Raw genomic sequence first — 16436 nt, forward strand, 5'->3', positions numbered from 1 at the left:
ACGGACGCAGGTCTTCGGGTGGGACAACGAGTCACGCGGCCATCTTGGCGCAGCCGAAGCCGTTGATCAGACGTTCCTTAGAAGCAGGCAGCATCGGACGCACGCATGAGTGAAAAGCTACAGCCAGTCATTCCGGGTTTCAACAAGTCGCTGCGGGTTGAAAGTCGCGCGGATCGTTTGACCGGGGCCCCGGGGGCGGTGCTGCCGCAGGAGGTGCTTGAACGAAGCGGCGTCGTCTCTTGGATGACGTTGCGTCTCAGCGACCCGCGCAGCAAGGTCGTCGTGACCCATGATCTCGCCTCACTCATCCGGACCTCGGTGCTTTTGGAGGCACAGGGCTGGCGCGACCACGACGATGCCGATGCTCTGCGCCATGATCCGGCTTTCCGTCTGGTCACCAGTTCGGCAGCCGGACTGTCACAATCGGAGGGGCCCGGTCGTGTCGCGAATGCTGTGGAAATTCCCTAGGGTCCAGACTCATTGAATTTCACAGCCAGAACAAGACGGTTGCGGCGAGCATGATCGCGGAGAAGAAGGTTTCCGGGCAGCGGTCGTATCGGGTGGCGACGCGCCGCCAATCCTTCAGACGGCCGAACATGATCTCGATGCGGTTGCGCCGTTTGTAGCGCCGCTTGTCTTATTTGACGGCCTTCCTGCGGGACTTTCGACCGGGGATGCAGACCTTTATCCCCCTGTCTTTCAATGCTTCTCTGAACCAATCAGCGTCGTAGCCCCTGTCAGCCAGCAGCCAACCCGCCTTCGGCAGACTGCCCAGAAGAGCCGCGGCGCCTGTGTAGTCGCTGACCTGGCCGGCCGACATGAAGAACCCGATCGGCCGCCCCGTGGCATCGGCGACGGCGTGCAGCTTGGTGTTCATACCGCCCTTGGTTCGGCCGATCAGACGGCCCCTTTGGTCGCCGGGTCCCCCTTTTTCGACCGCAGGCTGGTCGCCGTGCGGTGCGCCTTCAGGTAGGTCGCGTCGATCATCACCGTCTTCGGAGCGGTGGCCTCGGAGGCCAGTCCGTCCATCATCCGCGCAAAGATGCCCTTGTCGCTCCACCGTTTCCAACGGTTGTAGAGGGTCTTCGGCGGACCATATGCCCTGGGTGCATCACGCCAACGCAAGCCATTACGATTGATAAAGATTATCCCGCTCAGCACCCGTCGGTCATCAACGCGCGGCTTGCCGTGGCTCTTGGGGAAGAAGGGCTGGAGCCGCGCCATCTGCGCGTCTGTCAGCCAGAAAAGGTTGCTCATTCATCGGTCTCCTCGCGGAGCCTGAATCACGCCGCGAGCGGATGATCAATGGGTCCTGACCCTACGGATAAGGTCGGCTTGGGAAAGCTCCAGACCTGTCGAGTTCAGGCTCTCGAAGATACGCTGCGGGTTATCCTTGCCGCGCTCCAGCGCGATGTCGACGAAGATCAGCTTCGTCAGCCCCTTTTGCACGATGTCGAAATTGGCTTCGTCGATGTGACTCTCGAAGAAGCGAAAGTTCTCAACCAGGCGTGAGTATCCACTGACCTTCACGGCCTCGTTCGGATCCATGATCTGAGCGAGCGCAACTTTGTTGTTGTCCGTTGGCTTGAGCTTCAGCTTCTCGGCATCCTCGGCGAACTCGTTGATCAGGAACGTCTTGTAGATTCGCTGGGCCTGCTGCTCCCGTCCGGCAGCGATGGCATGACGATACAGGGCGATGAAGATCAGGGTCAGCGTGGTCAGCCGCTGCTGCCCGTCGATGATTGTCAGCTCACGAAGCCCTGAGACGGTGTAAACATCGTCATGCACGTAAACGATGCTGCCTATGAAGTGCCCAGACAGGCCTTCGTCCGCGCCGACGGGGAGGATGTCATTGAACAGCTGCTGACACTGAACCCGCGTCCAGTCATAGTTGCGCTGGTACACAGGGATGGCGAACGCCGTCTCGCTGCTGGCCAGAAAGCGGTCGACGCGGGTCTCGGCAGCCTTCATGCAAGTTCTCCGAATTGCTCATGATTATCCGTAACTACGCCAGACAAACGGTCATGTCATCAGACTTGACCTTCTGCGCGCACTAACTGCGGCGCCGATGCAGGCCGCAAGATCTTACGGCGGGGCACCCGTCATCCTCACATCGCTTGATCGGTCGGCGCTACCGGACCTCGAACCAGCGCATGGCAGTTTGCAGGAGATGGTCGTAATCGCCCGCCGTGGCTTCAGTCATGAATTTCGCGATTTCTTCCTCCGAATGCCCGGCTTCGCGCGCGGCTTGGCAGCAACGACCAAGAACCACGAACGCGTTGCCGTCGTGGCCGGAAATTATGACAATAACGTCTGGATGCTTAGGAATCATTCTTCACGGCTCCTCGGGGTGTTCAACGTGACAACAGGCGTGGCTTGCAGGCACAGTCCAGTTACTTGTCAGTGGGTTGTGTGGAGTGAGCGCGTTGGACGAGCGAACCAAGAGGGCATCTCGACCGACCGGCGGGCCTCTCAATAGTCGGTCTCGATGTACGCCCCCGCACAGTCGTAAGCGACGGCGGCGGCGGTCGCGCCTGTGTTGAGAAACAGCCGCGGTGACAGGAACTGCGTAGCGGCTGGCAGGTCGGCAGTGATCTCCTGTTCGAAGACGGCGCCGGAGACTTCGTCTACGACGCGCACCCATACGGATGATCCATTCGGCGGCGCGGCAATGAACAGGGTCAGCACGCCGCCCGTGGCGATGGGGAAACTCGTCCCCATGTCGGTCAGAGTCGGCGAGCCGGTGCCGTCGTTCGCGACAAGCTGCCAGCGGGTGTGCGTGCCGCGCTGGAAGCCGTTACCCTACCTGCACCGGGAAAGCGAAGATTTCAGGTGGTGACCGGCCAAGGATCACCAAACCACGACGCCGAACGAGGGCCTGATGCAAGGTGCACAACTGTGCCCATCGCGGCCTGGGACGGACACGGCCTTGACGTGCCATCATGCCAGCGCAGCGAATCCCCTGCGGCTCTTTGACCTTGTGAATCCGTGACCCGGGCCGGGTGCTGCCCTGCGGTCGAGGCGTCTGGCGCTTCCCGCGGGGATACTTCCCGGCCCGGCTTTCACCAGGACGCCCGCGCCTGGTCGCGTAGGACGGCATAGTCGCCGAGCATGCGGACCAGCATCGCCCCTTCCGGCAACGCTTCCACCTCCCTGGCCGCGCGGTGCTGTTCGGCGGCGGTATAATCGACCACCGGCGGACATGCCCCCGACCCACCCCGGTCAGAACCGCCCGCCGCGCAACCGGTCAGCCAGAGCATCGCGATCAGCGGGGCGACGGCTGGCGGCTTCCAGCATCCGGCGGTGGATGACATCACTTTTCTCCCGTGTTTCCAAGCGCTCAGCGGCGCGGCCGGCCTTCTCCCCGGCCCGTCGCAGGCTCAGCATGAACAAGAGGATCGCAGCAGCGACGAGGAGGATCCCCGCAGCCCTCCGCCCCCATGCCGATCCGGCCAGTGCGGCACCCAGCGCGGCGATCACCGCCGCCCCCGCTTCCAGTCATCGATGCGGGCATGGATGGTGACGGCGACGCCGGCGAGGGCCACGGCGATCAGCAGCCACCGCAGGGTGTCGAGATAGGGCACCAGCGGCAGGATGGCCCCCTGCGCCTCGGCGAGCACCTCCTGTGCGACCTCGACGCCGGCAGCCCCCAGCGTTGCCACCCCGGCAGCGCCACTCCCCTTCAGGGTGCGGCTGTCGGCCAGCGCCTCGCGCGCGGGCGGGGCTTCCGCAGCAAAGGCGGTCGCCCGCAGCGGGAAGGGCTCGCCCCAGACCCGCGCCGGCCCGAGGTCGATATGCATGAAGCCCGAGCGGGGGTAGTACCCGAAGCCGAGGAATCCCACTGCCCGCGCCGCCGCCTCGAAGGCCGCAGGATCGTGGTTTGCCATGGCGATATCAAACGCCGTGCCCTGCATGTGCTTCGAGGCCTTTGCCCCGCCGACGGCGCGGTTGTGCTCGGGGCTGCGGTAGGCCGAGCGGACGATCAGCGGCTTGCCGAGGCGGTCGCGGAGCGCCTGCAGCCTGTCCATGGCCTCGGGGACGAGCTTCAGCTGTCCGGTGCCGCGACAGGCGATCTCGGCGGGGGAGAAGTTCGGCCAGCGCCAGAGCTGCGGCGGCAGGTCGCGGAAGTGGCGATAATTGCGGATCGGGTCGGACATCGGGAAGCTCCTTTGACAGGGATGAACGGGGGGTGGAGAAACGGGGACAACCCGCAGCGGCCTGGCTGCAGGCCCGGGTGGTCTCGGGGGGATCAATCGGTCGGATCGAGCGAAGGTCAGGCCGCCCCTGCCGGCCGGTGCGGCTCAGCCGCCGTTGCCGAAGATCCTGAGCTTCAGGGCAATGCCGGCGAGCAGCGCGAGGATGACGCCGGTGGTGATCAGATGGACGGTGGTCTGCACGGCGGTGCGGCGGATGAAGCGGATGCAGTCGAGCAGCGCGCGCAGATCGCGGACATCCATCGCGGCCTCCCGGCCGTCGAGCCCGACATCGGCAAGGGCACGCTTTGCGCCAGCCTCGGCAGCCCGCGCGAGCAGGTCCTCGAACTCGGCATCGGGCATGCGGACATGGCCGCCTTCGGTTGACGCATGCTCGGATCGGCGCGGGCTCATGCCGAGAGGATCCCGACTTCGGTGGGCAGCGTGGCCGAGGTCCAGACACTGTCGTCGACCGGGTTCAGCTCCCATGTGGAATAGACGGCCGTCGGCGCGAGGCTGGGCACGGTCACCGGGGTGGCATCATGATCGACCCCACCGATGCGCAGGAAGCCGGCCGTGGCGTCAGGCCCGTCGGTGCCCGCCTGTGCGACCTGCTTCACATGCAGGCCGGCGATGGCCGAGACCGAGGTTGGACCGGTGGGCCCGGTCAGCGAGAAGGAGAGCCGCTGGCCTGCCGCATCGCTCGAGACCCGGGTGGAGATGTCACCATCCTTCAGCGCATCCAGGCTGCCGGCCATCTGGCTGTAGCTGGCGAGGACATGCGGCGTGCGGCGCACGAAGCGCCGGCCGATGGTCGAGACGCCATCGAGCACCGCGAGATGGGCATAATACCAGGTGCGGGAGGCGCTGGTGCCATGCAGGCCGGTATTGGCGAAGACGATCTGCACCGGCTTGCCCTTGCCCGCGGTATTGGCCGCAGTGGCGGTGCTCTGCAGCACGCCATCGACATGGAAATCGATGGTGATGGACGCGCCGACCGCCACGCGCACGTCGATCCACTGCGGCTGACCGTTGGCGGCAATGTAGCTGGAAGCACCCTGCACGCTGGTGTCGCCGCGGGCCACGGCATGATAGCGATCGGTGCTGGCCACCGGCTGGATCTGGGCGATGCGCGAGAGGCTGGCATCGTAGACATCGAGGAAGTTGGCGCCGGCCTCGGAGATGCTCTCGCTGTCGGCATTGGGCGGCACATAGCGGAACCCCAGCCAGAGATCGCCCGCGGGGGCCGGGAAGGCGATCGAGAACGGGGCGACCAGTGTGCGCGATCCGCTGAAGCGGATGCCGTTGACGTCGAGGTTCGGATCGAAGCCGGCGGCGACGGTGCTGATCATTCCGGTGATGCCGGAGACGTCGGTCGGCTGATGGCCGAGATGCAGGATATGGCTCATGGCAGCTCCAGTTCGATGTAGAGGGTGGATTGTGCGGCGGTGAGGCCTGCGCCGCCGCCGTGATCGAGCCAGGCCTCGGCCTCCCCGAGGCTGAGCCCCCTGTCCCAGCCGATCTCGAGCCAGGCCGAGACCTCGAAGAGGCGCAGATCGGGGTGCTCGTAGCCCAGAGGCAACACGCCGGGGGGCACGGGATAGCTGAACTGCGAGGGGAGAGACCGCAGCGTGCCACCGTCACCGGAGTTGCGGCCCTGGATCTGCGGATGGAAGCCGGGGCTTGCGGCGGCGGTCCAGGTGGCGGGGCCGCTGACCGGATCGTCGCGCCAGATGCCGTTCCGGCCGATCCAGAGGCGGGCGGTGGCGGGATCGAGCACGAACATCAGCACATCGCCCGCGCCGAAGCCGGGCAGGCCGGTCAGTTGCTGGGTGGCGGTGGCATTGTTGGAGGACCAGAGGGTGCCATTGCCGCGCCAGCCGATCGAGCCGAGCGTGATCGGGTTGAGGCCGGCATTGTAATCCTCGCGCTGTGCGGCGGAGACGATGCCGATATAGCCATCGAAACTGGCCGCCCCACCGGGAGCGCAGAGGACTTCCCAATAGCGCCGCCCGTCCGAGGGCAGGATGGCCTTCGCAGTCGGCACCCAGCGAAGGTAGTTGGCGCCGCCCGAGGTGTTGAGGGCGGTCTGATTGCCCTCCGACAGCGTGTAGCCCGCGGGGCAGCGGGTCACGTCGAGCTGCCAGGCGGTGCCGATGTCCACCGGCGGCGCGGCAGAACCGCCCTGCGCCAGGATCGCGGCGCGCAGCATCAGGAGGCTCATGCGACGGCTCCTGCCAGTGCGCCCTGGATGACCCAGGCATCGGCGCCGCGCTTGACCAGCGCCACGCCGGACCAGGGACCGTCGAGGGCGACGGAGCCGGCGGTGATGCCATTGAGGGAGACCCCGGCGGCGGCCTCGACGGTGGCGATCCCGGTGCCGATCTGCGTGACGTTGATCAGCGTGCCGGTCTCGAAGGGCACGCTCGCCTCGTCGGGGATGGTCACGGTGACGGCGGAGGAACCGGTGGTCTCGAGGATGCAGCCCTGATCGACGGGTTCCAGCACATGGCTGGGGACGGTGAGGGTGCGGATGCGGACCACGCCGGGGCGCGGCACCTCGACCCATGATCCGGCCGTGAAGCGGACATGCCTTGCCTCGTCCTCGACCCAGACCTGCCAGCCTTCCTGCGGGGTCAGATGGACCCATGCCGCTGCCCCGGCCGGCGACTGGTCCCAGAGCGCCAGCGCATTGGCATTGGCTCCGGCCGCAGCGGGCACGATGGCGATCTGGCCCGCGCTGCCGGTGGCGGGCAGCGCGGCACTGCGGGAGGTGACGCGGGCCTGCACCAGCGCCGAGACCAGGCGCAGGTCCTCGCTGAGGCTCATGCCCCAATCGCGCTGGCCGGGATCGTAGAAGGCGCGCAGCCCCAGTCCCGGCATGATCCGTTCCGGCATGCTCGTCCTCGTTGGTGGTGGGTCAATTGATCCGGGCGCGACACCGCAAGGCGCCGGGGTCCGGGGTTCCAGTGATCATGTCGACACCGCGGAGGGCGCGGCTATCCGGCAGGCGGGGCTCAGCTGCCCCAGAGGAAACCCCAGCCGCGATCCCAGCCGGCGGCGAAGGGGGCGGTGAGGCGGAACCGGCGGGCATCAAAGTCGGTGATCCAGCTGCCCTCGACGAGGCGGCGAGACCGGACGGCGAGGTCGATCTCGGCGGTGCGCTCCGGGGCGCCGAGTTCGGGGATGTCCTCGGGCGCCAGCAGCCAGCCGGTGCCGGAGCCGGCGTCGATCACGAGGCCGGGCGGCAGGACAGGCACGTCGGTATCGGGATCGATCCAGCGGATCTCGATCGCATAGCCGACGCCCGGCTCCGGCCCGATCGAGGCCGCGGTGTGATCGGCGATCACCGGGCTGGTCTGGGTCAGCCGGTCGCGATGGGTCCAGCTCAGGGCGAGAGGGCCGGTGACCAGCGCATCGACATCGGGGCTGTAGCTGCCATTGCCTTGCACGCGCCCCGGCGGCAGGGGGCGGAGGGCGCGGCGGTCGAGGGTGACGCTATCCTCAGGGGACAAGGAGAAGATCAGGGTACCCTGGCCAGTCTGGGGAAGGAGTCGGACGGCCAGTGTCTCGCCCGCCGCCCAAGCATCTTCGGTCAGCCGGGCAGATTCGTCAAAGAAGATCACCGGCGTCCCGGAGGGGTGGGCGCGCGGGACGGTGTCGAGACAGCCGCGGCCGAGAGTGATCGTCGTCGGCGTGATCCCGTCCACCCGCACCAACTCGCCGCCGATGCCGGCCAGGGTGCCGATCGCCACCTCGCCGATGTCGCGCCAGCCGGTGACGGCAACCGTCCGCGCCTCGGGATGGTCCGACAGCTCTGCAGCCAGCAGCACTGTCGGCGCGAAGGCCACCGCCCCCTCCTGGACCGGGCCGGTGCCGGGATCGATCCAGAGCTCCGCCGCCAGCGCATCGGCACTCGGCCGCTCGCCGGTGGCGATGAGGGCACCCGCGTCCGGGTCCTCGGCGAGACGCCGGTCGGCCTCGCTGTGGCCCAGCTCGCGGACGAGCAGCCAGTAGGGGGCCTCCGCGACCATGCGGCGCGAAAGCGCGCGCGGCGGGGCGGCGATGCCGGTGCCGGTCGGCATGCGGCCGCCGGCGATGGCGGTGGCGCCCAAGGCAAAGACATCCTCGGCGAGCTTGAGGCGGATGCCGTTGTCGCGGCCATCGCCCTGACCGATCTCGGAGATCCGCATCACCACGTCCTCGAGGCCGAGCCGGGCCGAGCGCAGCCGGATCACATCGCCCGGTCCGAGACCGGCGCCCGCGCGGGTGACCACGATCTCGCCGGTCAGGAGCGGCGCCGACAAGGCACGCAGATCGCGTTCGGCGACGCGCAGGGCGAGGCCCTGATAGCGAATCCCCGGATAGTCGAGCGTGGTGGCCAGCACCTCGCCCATGGCCTGGACCCGGGCGGTGTCGGTGACAGAGACCGCGCCGGTGTCGTCGGTCCAGGCATCGGTGAAGCGGATTGTGACGCTGTTGACGAGGTCCGACGGCGCGCGGCGGCCCAGCCGGCCCCAATCCACGACATTGGTCTCGTCGAAGAGGGGTAGGCTGGCCACCACGTAATCGGCGCGGATCAGCTTCAGCTCCCACAGGCCGGTGCGGCGGTCGATGAAGAGCGTGGCATCGACATGGTCGAGCACGCTGGCGATGAACTCCTCGATGGACGAGTCCTGCTGCCAGATCAGCGACAGGCCGAAGCCTTCCGCATGGAGGGTATCGGCAGCGGCGGTGAAGCTGGCGCCGATCTCGACGCTGGAATAGCCAAGGCCCCAGTCGCGGTTGGTGAGGCAGTCGCGGATGATATGGGCCGGGTTCATGTCCGGGCCGTTGCCGAAGGCGCCGCGCAGCGAGGCGACCAGTGCCTCGGGGTTGCCGGGCGGGATGACCGGCACGCCGTCCACGGGGGTGTTGTCGATCCGCGCGGTATGGCTGGTGTCGGCCAGCGCGATGTTGAAGCCGAAGATGTCGCAGGGCGGCAGGCTGCGGATGATCGCCAGCGCCGCATCGACGGAAGCTGCCGGCGAGGGTTCGCCGTCGGTGACGAAGATGACGATGCGGCGCTTCGTCCCGCTGCCGGCGAAGAAGGCGCCGGCCCCGCTGAAGGCGGCATCAAAACTCGTGCCGCCCGAGGTGGTGTTGGAGAGCCCGAGCATCCAGGTCTCGAGGGCGGCGTAATCCTCCGGCCCCATGTCGCGCCGTTCGATCGAGCCTGCCACGCCTGCATTCCAGAGCTGGATGCGGATGTCGTTCGGCCGGTCGGGATCGGTGCCGGCGGCGATCTCGCGGATGAGTGCTGTCACGCCGGCCTTTTGCGCCGCCATACGGGTTCCCGACATCGAGCCCGAGACATCGAGGGTGATATGGATGGCGGCATCGGAGATATTGGCCTCGGGCGTGATGGCGGCCTTCACGGGATACCATTGCGGGGCGCCCGCCTCGCCGGTCAGCACCCGGGTGACGCGCACCGCCCATGGCTTCAGATAGGGATTGACGCCGAGATAGACCTGCCGCAGCACCAGGCTGCAGAGCCCGCGAAAGCCGGGAACGTCACCGCCCATGCGGGCCGCCAGATAGTCGTTCGGCCCCTGGTCTGGTCCGCCCATCAGCACATCGACATCGCCGCGGATGCCGCCTTCGCGGCTTTCGCCGCCGAAGAGGTCGGGTTTGTCGATGCGGATGCGGCCACCGCCGGCGCCCATGTTGCTGGCGCCGGTCGTGGCCTCGACCACCTCGACCGATTGGGCGGCGAAGCTCAGGGCTTCGGGCAGGACGGTCCAGCGGGTGATGTTGGTCGCAGCATCATGGGTGACCGCCCGCAACGTGATGGTCTGGCTCGTGCCATCGGCCAGCACCAGTCGGTAGTCCTGCCCGAGGCGCACCCCCGCCCGGGTGCCGGGAAAGGTGATCGTGGCGCCGGCATCGCCTGCCAGGGCCGCGGTGGCGGCCATGCCCGCGACCGTGCCGATGCGGGTCTCGACGGCTGCGCCGCCGCCCGAGGTCGCGCCGCCGGTGGTGACCGACCAGGCGGTGCGGCGGTCGACGAGGATCTCGCGGATCGCATCCACGGGGCCGTGGCAAAGGGCGAGATGCATCCCCAGCGAATAGCGATAGCCGACGGTTTGCGCCTTGCTGCTACCGCCCATCGCTGGTCTCCATGCTCGGCATTGCCTGTGCGGTCACCTGTGCTTCCGCCTCCCGCGTCCTGGCCTGCGTCGTCTCCCGCGCCTCGGCCTGCGTGATCACCGGCTCCACCAGCGCATCGCCGGTGGCGCGCAAGGCGTCCGCGTCGATGCCCCGGTCGAGGAAGTCCTGCCAGTCGAGCCCGTGGCGGCGGAACCATGGCCGCACGCCGGCAAGGCAGTAGCGCGCGGCGCGCAGGTCCTGGATGGTGACGCGGGTCACTTCTTGCCGCCTTTCTTCCTGATCGGGTCCACCTTGAGATCACCGGCCCAGACCACATTGGGCCCGGTGATCAGCACCGTGCCGAAGACGACCGGGATCGGTCGTCCCTCTTCCGCCGTCGGCAGCGAGAAGTCGTCGAGGCCTGCGGCCTGGGGCTTCTCGACCCTGGGCCGCGGGCTCAGCGCATAGGAGATCGCCGAGAGCACCAGCCCGAGAACGAGCCGGGCGATGAAGGGCCAGACCATGGGGTGTCCTTCGAGGGTTGCGATTGTGATCGGGGTGGTCGGACGGCGTCTTGCGTGCTGCGTGCTTCGCTCAGACGATGGAGGAGCCGCCGAAGGGATTGCGGCCGGGGATCTCGGGAAAGCCGCCGAAGTTTGCGAGTTTGGCGAACTTGGCCGCACAGGTGGCGGCGCGCAGATCGCAGCCGGGGGCGATGTCGGCAAGGACGGGCAGTGGGTCACCGGTCTCGGGATCGAGCTCGGGGTTGGCGAGAGCGGCCGCCAGCTCCGGCATCGGCCGGGACAGGGTCAGGGTCGATCCGACATGGCCGGTGATGAAGCCGAGCTGCGCATCGAGGCGCAGCACGCCGCCGCGGAACCAGCCGTCGGGGTGTCCTGCCGCCTCCGGGATGGTCAGGGCATTGCCCGAGACGGCCGTCACCGTGCCGGTCTGCCAGTGATGGGCGATCTCGAGGCCGCAGCCGCGACCGTAGAGCGCATGGCGGCAGAGGCGCTGATACTTCGCCCTGACCCCGGCCCGGCGCAGGGTGCTGAAGACCGACTCACAGGTGAGAAGGATCCGCACCCCCTCGACCTCGGCCCCGACGACGCGGCCCTTCCAATGCGCCACGGTCTCGCCCAGCACCTGTTCATGGCCACGGAAGATGGTCAGGGTCACGGGCGTATTGCCCATGGGCGCGAGGAAGCGCCGCGCGAAGGGATGCGACAGCGGCCAGGTCAGTTCCAGCCGCCCGCGTTCGATCTCGCTGGTCTGCACCACATCGCCATGCGCCACCGCCGCAGCCTCCCAGGCGATCGGCTCGCCGCCGCTGCCCGCGCTCAGCCAATCCGTGGCCCGGCTGGTGAAGCGCCAGAGCTGATCGCCCTCGATGAACTGGTAGAGGTAATACGGGCGGCCTTCGCCGGGGGAGGATTCGATGTCGGCGTAGGTCATGAGAGGATGCCCGGTGGTCAGGAGGGGATGGGTGAGTGCCCGGTGGAGGCGAGGAAGCCCGCGACAGCAACGCGGCCGGGTGCCTGGTGGGCTTGCACGAAACTGTCTCGCTGCAGCCTGTGCAGGTTCTTGCCTGCGGACATAATTTCTCCCGACTTTCGTTCCATTTGGTACCCGACAGATTCTTCCGGAGCTTGCCGATGAGCGTTCTTGGGCCAGACAACGCCTTCTGGATTGATGGAGAATGGCTGAGCTGGGACAGCATTCCACACGAAGACGACGAAAGCTTCGAATGCAACCATCTGGCCAGGCTTGAGCACGAGGCTGAATTGCGCTGGCGGTATCCGAAAGCCGACATCGCGCTGGTTCCGGTGTTTCGCGACTTGCTTGAGCTTGCCGAGCGATACCATCGCGGAACCAGGAGGCACCTTCAGGTCTACGGCGATATCGGCGAACTGTTCGGTGCGATCGCCTTCGGCATCCGGCTGCATCAGAACTACGCCAAGGGCTCGGACGGGCGTCTTGGCAGCGACTTCGTCGAGGTCAAGACGATCACGCCGTTCAAGAAGAACGACACGGTTACGCTGCGGCTCGACAGGCACTTCAGCAAGGTCCTGCTCGTGAAGATCTCCGAGGAATTCGCCGTCTCCGGGCGTCTGATCGATCGAAAGGATCTGACAAGGCGAAATGAAGGCGTTCTGCGCGTGACCTGGAACCAGGTGAGCGAGCTGGGGCTCGGCTGGACCGATCACCCCGGCCGACACAGCTGACGCCCACCCCGACCCATAAAGCCTGCTTCACCCCACCACCTCCACCACCGGCAGGGTGACTTCGCTCGCGACAGCGCCATGCCGGATCTCGATCCGGTCGGCATCCGAGCGCACCAGCACCAGGAAATGCACCTTCGTCCCGATGGCCACCGGCTCGCCGAGGCTGGACGACAGCGTCAGCCGATGATCGGCACCCTCCGCGACGGCGGCGGTGATGGTGCGGAAGCGCAGCGCGGTCGGCATCTCCATGAGGATCGCGCGTCCGACATAGGCGGCCAGTTCCGCGACAGGTGCCACCCGCATCAGCGTGGATCCCGAGGTCATGGCGGCGCGCAGCTGCAGTTCGCGGCCCCAGCTTGGCAGCCAGAAGCTGGCCTGGCGACCGCGCAACGACCACAGCCAGCGCCGCAAGGCCCAGCGTTCGGCAGCGCCTTGCGCCTTCAGCGTGATCGCCTCGCCCCGCTCGAAGATGTCCCGCAGCGGCTCGACCATCACGGGGCCGTAGCCATTGTCGACATATTCGACGGCGCGGCGCAGGGTCGCGGTGATCGGGGCCCGGATGAGGCCCGGATCGGTCTGCACCGGGCGGCCGAGATAGGACGGCAACGCGGGCGCGGGCAGCTCCGGCGCATCGCGCAAGAGGAAGCTCGCGGTGACGATGCCGTCGTCCTGGCGGCGGCGGCTGATCTCGACCGGCGAGATCAGCACGGCCTGCCGCATGGGCGCGAGGGCGATCCGCGCCGCCGCGACCATGGCTGCGGGCAGTTGCGGCCCCAGCGGTTCCGCCAGCACCAGCCGATCTGGCTGCACACTGGCGATCTCGGCCAGGGAGACCTCGCCGCCATCCACCGCGATACCCACGGCCGCCTCCGCCCGGAAGTCCGACAGGGCGGTGTCGACGATGATCTCCACCGCTCCCTGCGCCACATCCGCATCCGGTTGCACCGCCATGTGCCAGAGCGGCACCCGCCAGTCTCCCACGAAGACCGCCCGCACCAGTTCCGCCGCCCGCGCCAGCCCGAGCGCATCGAGCCGATGCTGGAAGGTCACGATCTCGCGCGGGCGGGACCGGAGCGCAATGCGCTGTTCGGCACCGCGGGCCTGCAACACATCGGTGCGCCATTCCAGCACTTCGGTGATCTCCTGCGCGGCCGGGAACGGCCAGAGCGGTGACGGGCCTCCCACTTCAGGCATTGATCGCCCCCCGGTTGCGACGGATCACGTTCAGGATCGCCCGTTCACCCGAAGGCGTGGCGAGATAATCGCCGACCACCGAAGGGTCGAGGACATTGATGATGCGGGTCGACATCGAGGCTGCCGGAGATGCGCCATCGCCATTCATCTCCACCCCGAGCCTGCCGCCCCTGCCACGGCGCAGGGGCAGGATCGCCTCGGGCCCGGCCTCGCCCATCAGCCCGATGCCGCGCGCAAACGGAAACACCGTCGGCCGATTGACCACACCGCCACGGGCGAAGGCGGTCAGTTCCTGGCCACCGGCAAAGACACCGCCCCTGGCAAAGCCGAAGAGGCTGGCAAGGAAGCCACCCCCGCCGGCGCCGCCGCCGGAGAAGGCATTGATCAGCGCATTCTCGATCGGCTTGAAGGCCAGATCGATCAGCCGGGTGGCGAGGTTCTGGGCGATCCGCGAGATGGCGCTGGCGAAGCTCTCCCAGGTGAACTCGCCCGAGGTCAGCGCCTCCTTGATCGGGCCGGTGATGTCCTGCGCCAGACCTTCGGCCATCTCGCGGGCCTTCTCCTGTGCCTTGCGCACCGCCTCGGCCGCCTCTTCCCAGGCGGACTTCGCACTGTCGGCGCCCTCGCGCAGCGCCTTGCCCGCGCCACGACCGGCGCCGCCAGCCGCGTCTGCCGCATCCGCCGTCCCGTCGAGCGCGGTGCGGGTGCCGGTGAGCGCGGCCTCCGCCTCGGCACCGGATCCGGCAACTGCCGCCTGCAGGGCGGCCAGCGAGTGCAGCGGTGCGGTGGCCGCCGTCGCCACCTCGCCCATCATGTCGCGCAGGCTTGCCGCCTCGGCGCGGCCGGCCTCCGCCGCGGCGGTGAGGCCGAGATCGGGGACGGCGATCGGATCGCTGGAGAAGGCAGCATCAAAAGCGGCGCGCGCCTCGGCGCCGGCATTGGCGGCCGAGCCGGCAAAGGGGTTGTCGATCCGGCCGAGTTCGAGCGTGCCGATCAGCGAGATGCGCTTCTCTATGCCGAGCGCCTCGAGCCCGGCATTGATCCCTCCGAGGAAGGTGTCGATCCGGGCGGCCACGCCGTTCAGCATCGCCTCGACGCCGCCGATCAGCGCATTCGCCGCATCGTAGGTGAACTCACCAATCGCCGAGGGCAGCGCGGCCCAGAGCACCTTGATCGCCTCGAAGGCGCCCTGGAAGGTGTTGAGCGCGGCATTGCCAAAGCCCACCAACGCCTCGAGCCCGGTCTGCAGCGCGGAAGCAATCCCGGCGCTGATCTCGGCCCAGCCGGCGAGGATCGTGAGGCCAAGGGCCACCATGCCGAGCTTCATCCGCTCCCAGACCTCGCGGGCGAGATCGCCAAGGAGGCCGAGCGCGGCACCGACGCCACCTGCGCCCTTCACCAGCTGTCCGAACCGGTAGATCAGCTCGCCCGCGCCGACGATCAGCGCTCCGATGCCGGTGCGGATGAGGGCGCCGCGCAGCACGGTGAGCGCGCCGGAAAGCGTCAGCGTGGCGACACGGGCGGCGACGAAGGCAGCCACACAGCGGCCTGCCATGAAGCCCGCGAAGGCGATGCCGATGGCGGCAAGGCGTTCCAGGTTGTCACCCACGGCAATGAGGGCCGTCGCCACCAGGGAGGAGGCACCCATCATCTGGTCCCAGGTCCCGACCAGCTGCAGGGCGGCATTGCCGAGGAGCGTGAAGGCATCGCCAATGGTGGCCGGCATGCTGTCGGCCTCCTCGCGCAGGAGCTCGAGATTGCCGATCAGCGCCGTGCGGATGACATCGCCGGTGATCAGGCCCTCCTGCCCAAGTTTGCGCAGGCCGGAGACGGTGGTACCAAGCTCCGCCGCCAGCAGTTCGGCCAACCGCCCGCCGCTCTGGATCACGGTGTTGAGGTTGTCGCCCGAGAGCTTGCCAAGCGCCATGGCCTTGGAGAGCGCATTCGAAACCGAGGCCGCACGTTCGGCCCGCGCGCCGGAGACCACCATGGCATTGTTCAGCGCCTCGGTAAAATCGAGGCTTTCCGCCGTCGTCAGCCCCAGTTCGCGCAGCGCCGTGGCATTGGCAAGCCAGGATTCCGTGGTCTGGCCGAGGCTGGAATAGGTCCGCCGCGCCATCGAGGCCAGCCGCTCCATGACCGCCGCGCCGGCTTCCTGGCTGCCGGTGGCGAGATCGACGCGGCTGCGCAGGTCGGTCCACTGGTCGGCATAGGCCACGATCTGGCGCACCGAGAGGGCCCCGGCCAGGATGCCGGCAAGGCGGCGCAGCACCACGCCGGTCACATCCGCCTGCCTCTCGATGCGCCGGAAGCTCGCTTCGCCCGCCTCGCCGATGCCCTGGAACTCGGCCTTCACCTGCCGACCACCCTCGGCAACAAGGCGGACAGAGACGCGTTTCTCGGACATGGGTCATCGTTCCCGAAAGGGTGGCAGTGTCCGTCTTGAACTACGGCATCGAACGAGGGAGGTTCTGGACATGTCCGAGACCGCCATCCTGTCCCCGAAGTTCCAGATCGCGATTCCCGCGAAGACCCGGGCTGCGCGGGGATGGCAGGCCGGTCAGGTCTTTGCCCTCATCCCGAAGGGGGCCGGCGTCCTGTTGATGCCGGTACCGGAACGGGACGAACTTGCCGGCATCGCGAAGGGCGCGTCGACGGCAGGCTACCGGGACAGGGTGAATCGCATCTGATCCTC

General features: G+C 67.8%; 18 protein-coding genes and 2 pseudogenes. 3 read left to right on the top strand and 17 right to left on the bottom strand.

Features of this window, described 5'->3' with window-relative positions; all coding sequences use genetic code 11:
- Positions 1-105 precede the first annotated feature (105 nt).
- The gene (locus tag RGD00_RS16490; protein WP_310458387.1) at positions 106-468 is read left to right on the top strand and encodes a transposase; all 363 of its coding nucleotides are present in this window, start codon (positions 106-108) and stop codon (positions 466-468) included.
- A gap of 19 nt (positions 469-487) precedes the next feature.
- Here RGD00_RS16490 and RGD00_RS16495 read toward each other — a convergent pair.
- The 15 genes and pseudogenes from RGD00_RS16495 to RGD00_RS16565 form a co-directional block, all read right to left on the bottom strand.
- Positions 488-1257, bottom strand: a pseudogene (locus RGD00_RS16495) (IS5 family transposase).
- Between the two features lie 45 nt (positions 1258-1302).
- Positions 1303-1971, bottom strand: coding sequence for a DUF262 domain-containing protein (locus RGD00_RS16500; RefSeq protein ID WP_310458388.1), 669 nt, complete (start codon positions 1969-1971; stop codon positions 1303-1305).
- Between the two features lie 160 nt (positions 1972-2131).
- A complete protein-coding gene (locus RGD00_RS16505) occupies positions 2132-2332 on the bottom strand; it encodes a hypothetical protein (protein ID WP_310458389.1) in 201 nt (66 codons plus the stop codon).
- A gap of 140 nt (positions 2333-2472) precedes the next feature.
- Positions 2473-2802: pseudogene (locus tag RGD00_RS16510) on the bottom strand (DUF2793 domain-containing protein); the annotation flags it as partial.
- 260 nt (positions 2803-3062) lie between these two features.
- Positions 3063-3194, bottom strand: a complete 132-nt coding sequence (locus RGD00_RS16515; RefSeq protein WP_310458391.1) for a hypothetical protein — start codon at positions 3192-3194, stop codon at positions 3063-3065.
- A gap of 28 nt (positions 3195-3222) precedes the next feature.
- Positions 3223-3480 carry a hypothetical protein gene (locus RGD00_RS16520; protein WP_310458392.1) on the bottom strand — a complete coding sequence of 86 codons (258 nt, stop codon included), beginning with the start codon at positions 3478-3480 and terminating at the stop codon, positions 3223-3225.
- On the bottom strand, positions 3477-4157 hold the full coding sequence (locus RGD00_RS16525; protein WP_310458393.1) for a YcbK family protein: 681 nt from the start codon (positions 4155-4157) through the stop codon (positions 3477-3479). The genes RGD00_RS16520 and RGD00_RS16525 overlap by 4 nt, the downstream gene beginning before the upstream one ends.
- Before the next feature lie 144 nt (positions 4158-4301).
- Positions 4302-4556, bottom strand: a complete 255-nt coding sequence (locus tag RGD00_RS16530) for a DUF6127 family protein (protein ID WP_310458394.1) — start codon at positions 4554-4556, stop codon at positions 4302-4304.
- Between the two features lie 47 nt (positions 4557-4603).
- On the bottom strand, positions 4604-5602 hold the full coding sequence (locus tag RGD00_RS16535) for an FscB (RefSeq protein ID WP_310458395.1): 999 nt from the start codon (positions 5600-5602) through the stop codon (positions 4604-4606).
- Positions 5599-6417 carry an SPRY domain-containing protein gene (locus RGD00_RS16540; protein ID WP_310458396.1) on the bottom strand — a complete coding sequence of 273 codons (819 nt, stop codon included), beginning with the start codon at positions 6415-6417 and terminating at the stop codon, positions 5599-5601. The genes RGD00_RS16535 and RGD00_RS16540 overlap by 4 nt, the downstream gene beginning before the upstream one ends.
- Positions 6414-7076 (bottom strand): DUF2793 domain-containing protein, encoded by a 663-nt coding sequence (locus RGD00_RS16545; RefSeq protein WP_310458397.1) that lies wholly within the window; start codon positions 7074-7076, stop codon positions 6414-6416. Before RGD00_RS16545 ends, RGD00_RS16540 begins: the two co-directional genes overlap by 4 nt.
- Before the next feature lie 134 nt (positions 7077-7210).
- A complete protein-coding gene (locus RGD00_RS16550) occupies positions 7211-10342 on the bottom strand; it encodes a phage tail protein (RefSeq protein WP_310458398.1) in 3132 nt (1043 codons plus the stop codon).
- Positions 10332-10601 (bottom strand): hypothetical protein, encoded by a 270-nt coding sequence (locus tag RGD00_RS16555; protein WP_310458399.1) that lies wholly within the window; start codon positions 10599-10601, stop codon positions 10332-10334. Before RGD00_RS16555 ends, RGD00_RS16550 begins: the two co-directional genes overlap by 11 nt.
- Entirely contained in the window at positions 10598-10846 is a 249-nt protein-coding gene (locus RGD00_RS16560) for a hypothetical protein (protein ID WP_310458400.1), read from the bottom strand. The genes RGD00_RS16555 and RGD00_RS16560 overlap by 4 nt, the downstream gene beginning before the upstream one ends.
- A 70-nt stretch (positions 10847-10916) precedes the next feature.
- Positions 10917-11777 (bottom strand): phage BR0599 family protein, encoded by an 861-nt coding sequence (locus tag RGD00_RS16565; RefSeq protein ID WP_310458401.1) that lies wholly within the window; start codon positions 11775-11777, stop codon positions 10917-10919.
- A 200-nt stretch (positions 11778-11977) separates the two neighbouring features.
- Here RGD00_RS16565 and RGD00_RS16570 point away from each other — a divergent pair, with 200 nt between their 5' ends.
- Positions 11978-12547, top strand: a complete 570-nt coding sequence (locus tag RGD00_RS16570) for a hypothetical protein (RefSeq protein ID WP_310458402.1) — start codon at positions 11978-11980, stop codon at positions 12545-12547.
- A gap of 27 nt (positions 12548-12574) precedes the next feature.
- Here the strand turns inward: RGD00_RS16570 and RGD00_RS16575 are convergent, their stop codons facing one another.
- Together RGD00_RS16575 and RGD00_RS16580 are read right to left on the bottom strand one after the other, a co-directional pair.
- On the bottom strand, positions 12575-13741 hold the full coding sequence (locus tag RGD00_RS16575; RefSeq protein WP_310458403.1) for a hypothetical protein: 1167 nt from the start codon (positions 13739-13741) through the stop codon (positions 12575-12577).
- Entirely contained in the window at positions 13734-16148 is a 2415-nt protein-coding gene (locus RGD00_RS16580) for a tape measure protein (RefSeq protein ID WP_425603427.1), read from the bottom strand. Before RGD00_RS16580 ends, RGD00_RS16575 begins: the two co-directional genes overlap by 8 nt.
- Positions 16149-16218: 70 nt before the next feature.
- Here RGD00_RS16580 and RGD00_RS16585 point away from each other — a divergent pair, with 70 nt between their 5' ends.
- Entirely contained in the window at positions 16219-16431 is a 213-nt protein-coding gene (locus RGD00_RS16585; RefSeq protein ID WP_310458405.1) for an AbrB/MazE/SpoVT family DNA-binding domain-containing protein, read from the top strand.
- Positions 16432-16436: the final 5 nt, after the last annotated feature.

This window comes from Ruixingdingia sedimenti, from assembly GCF_031432425.1.
GTDB classification, from domain to species: domain Bacteria; phylum Pseudomonadota; class Alphaproteobacteria; order Rhodobacterales; family Rhodobacteraceae; genus Ruixingdingia; species Ruixingdingia sedimenti.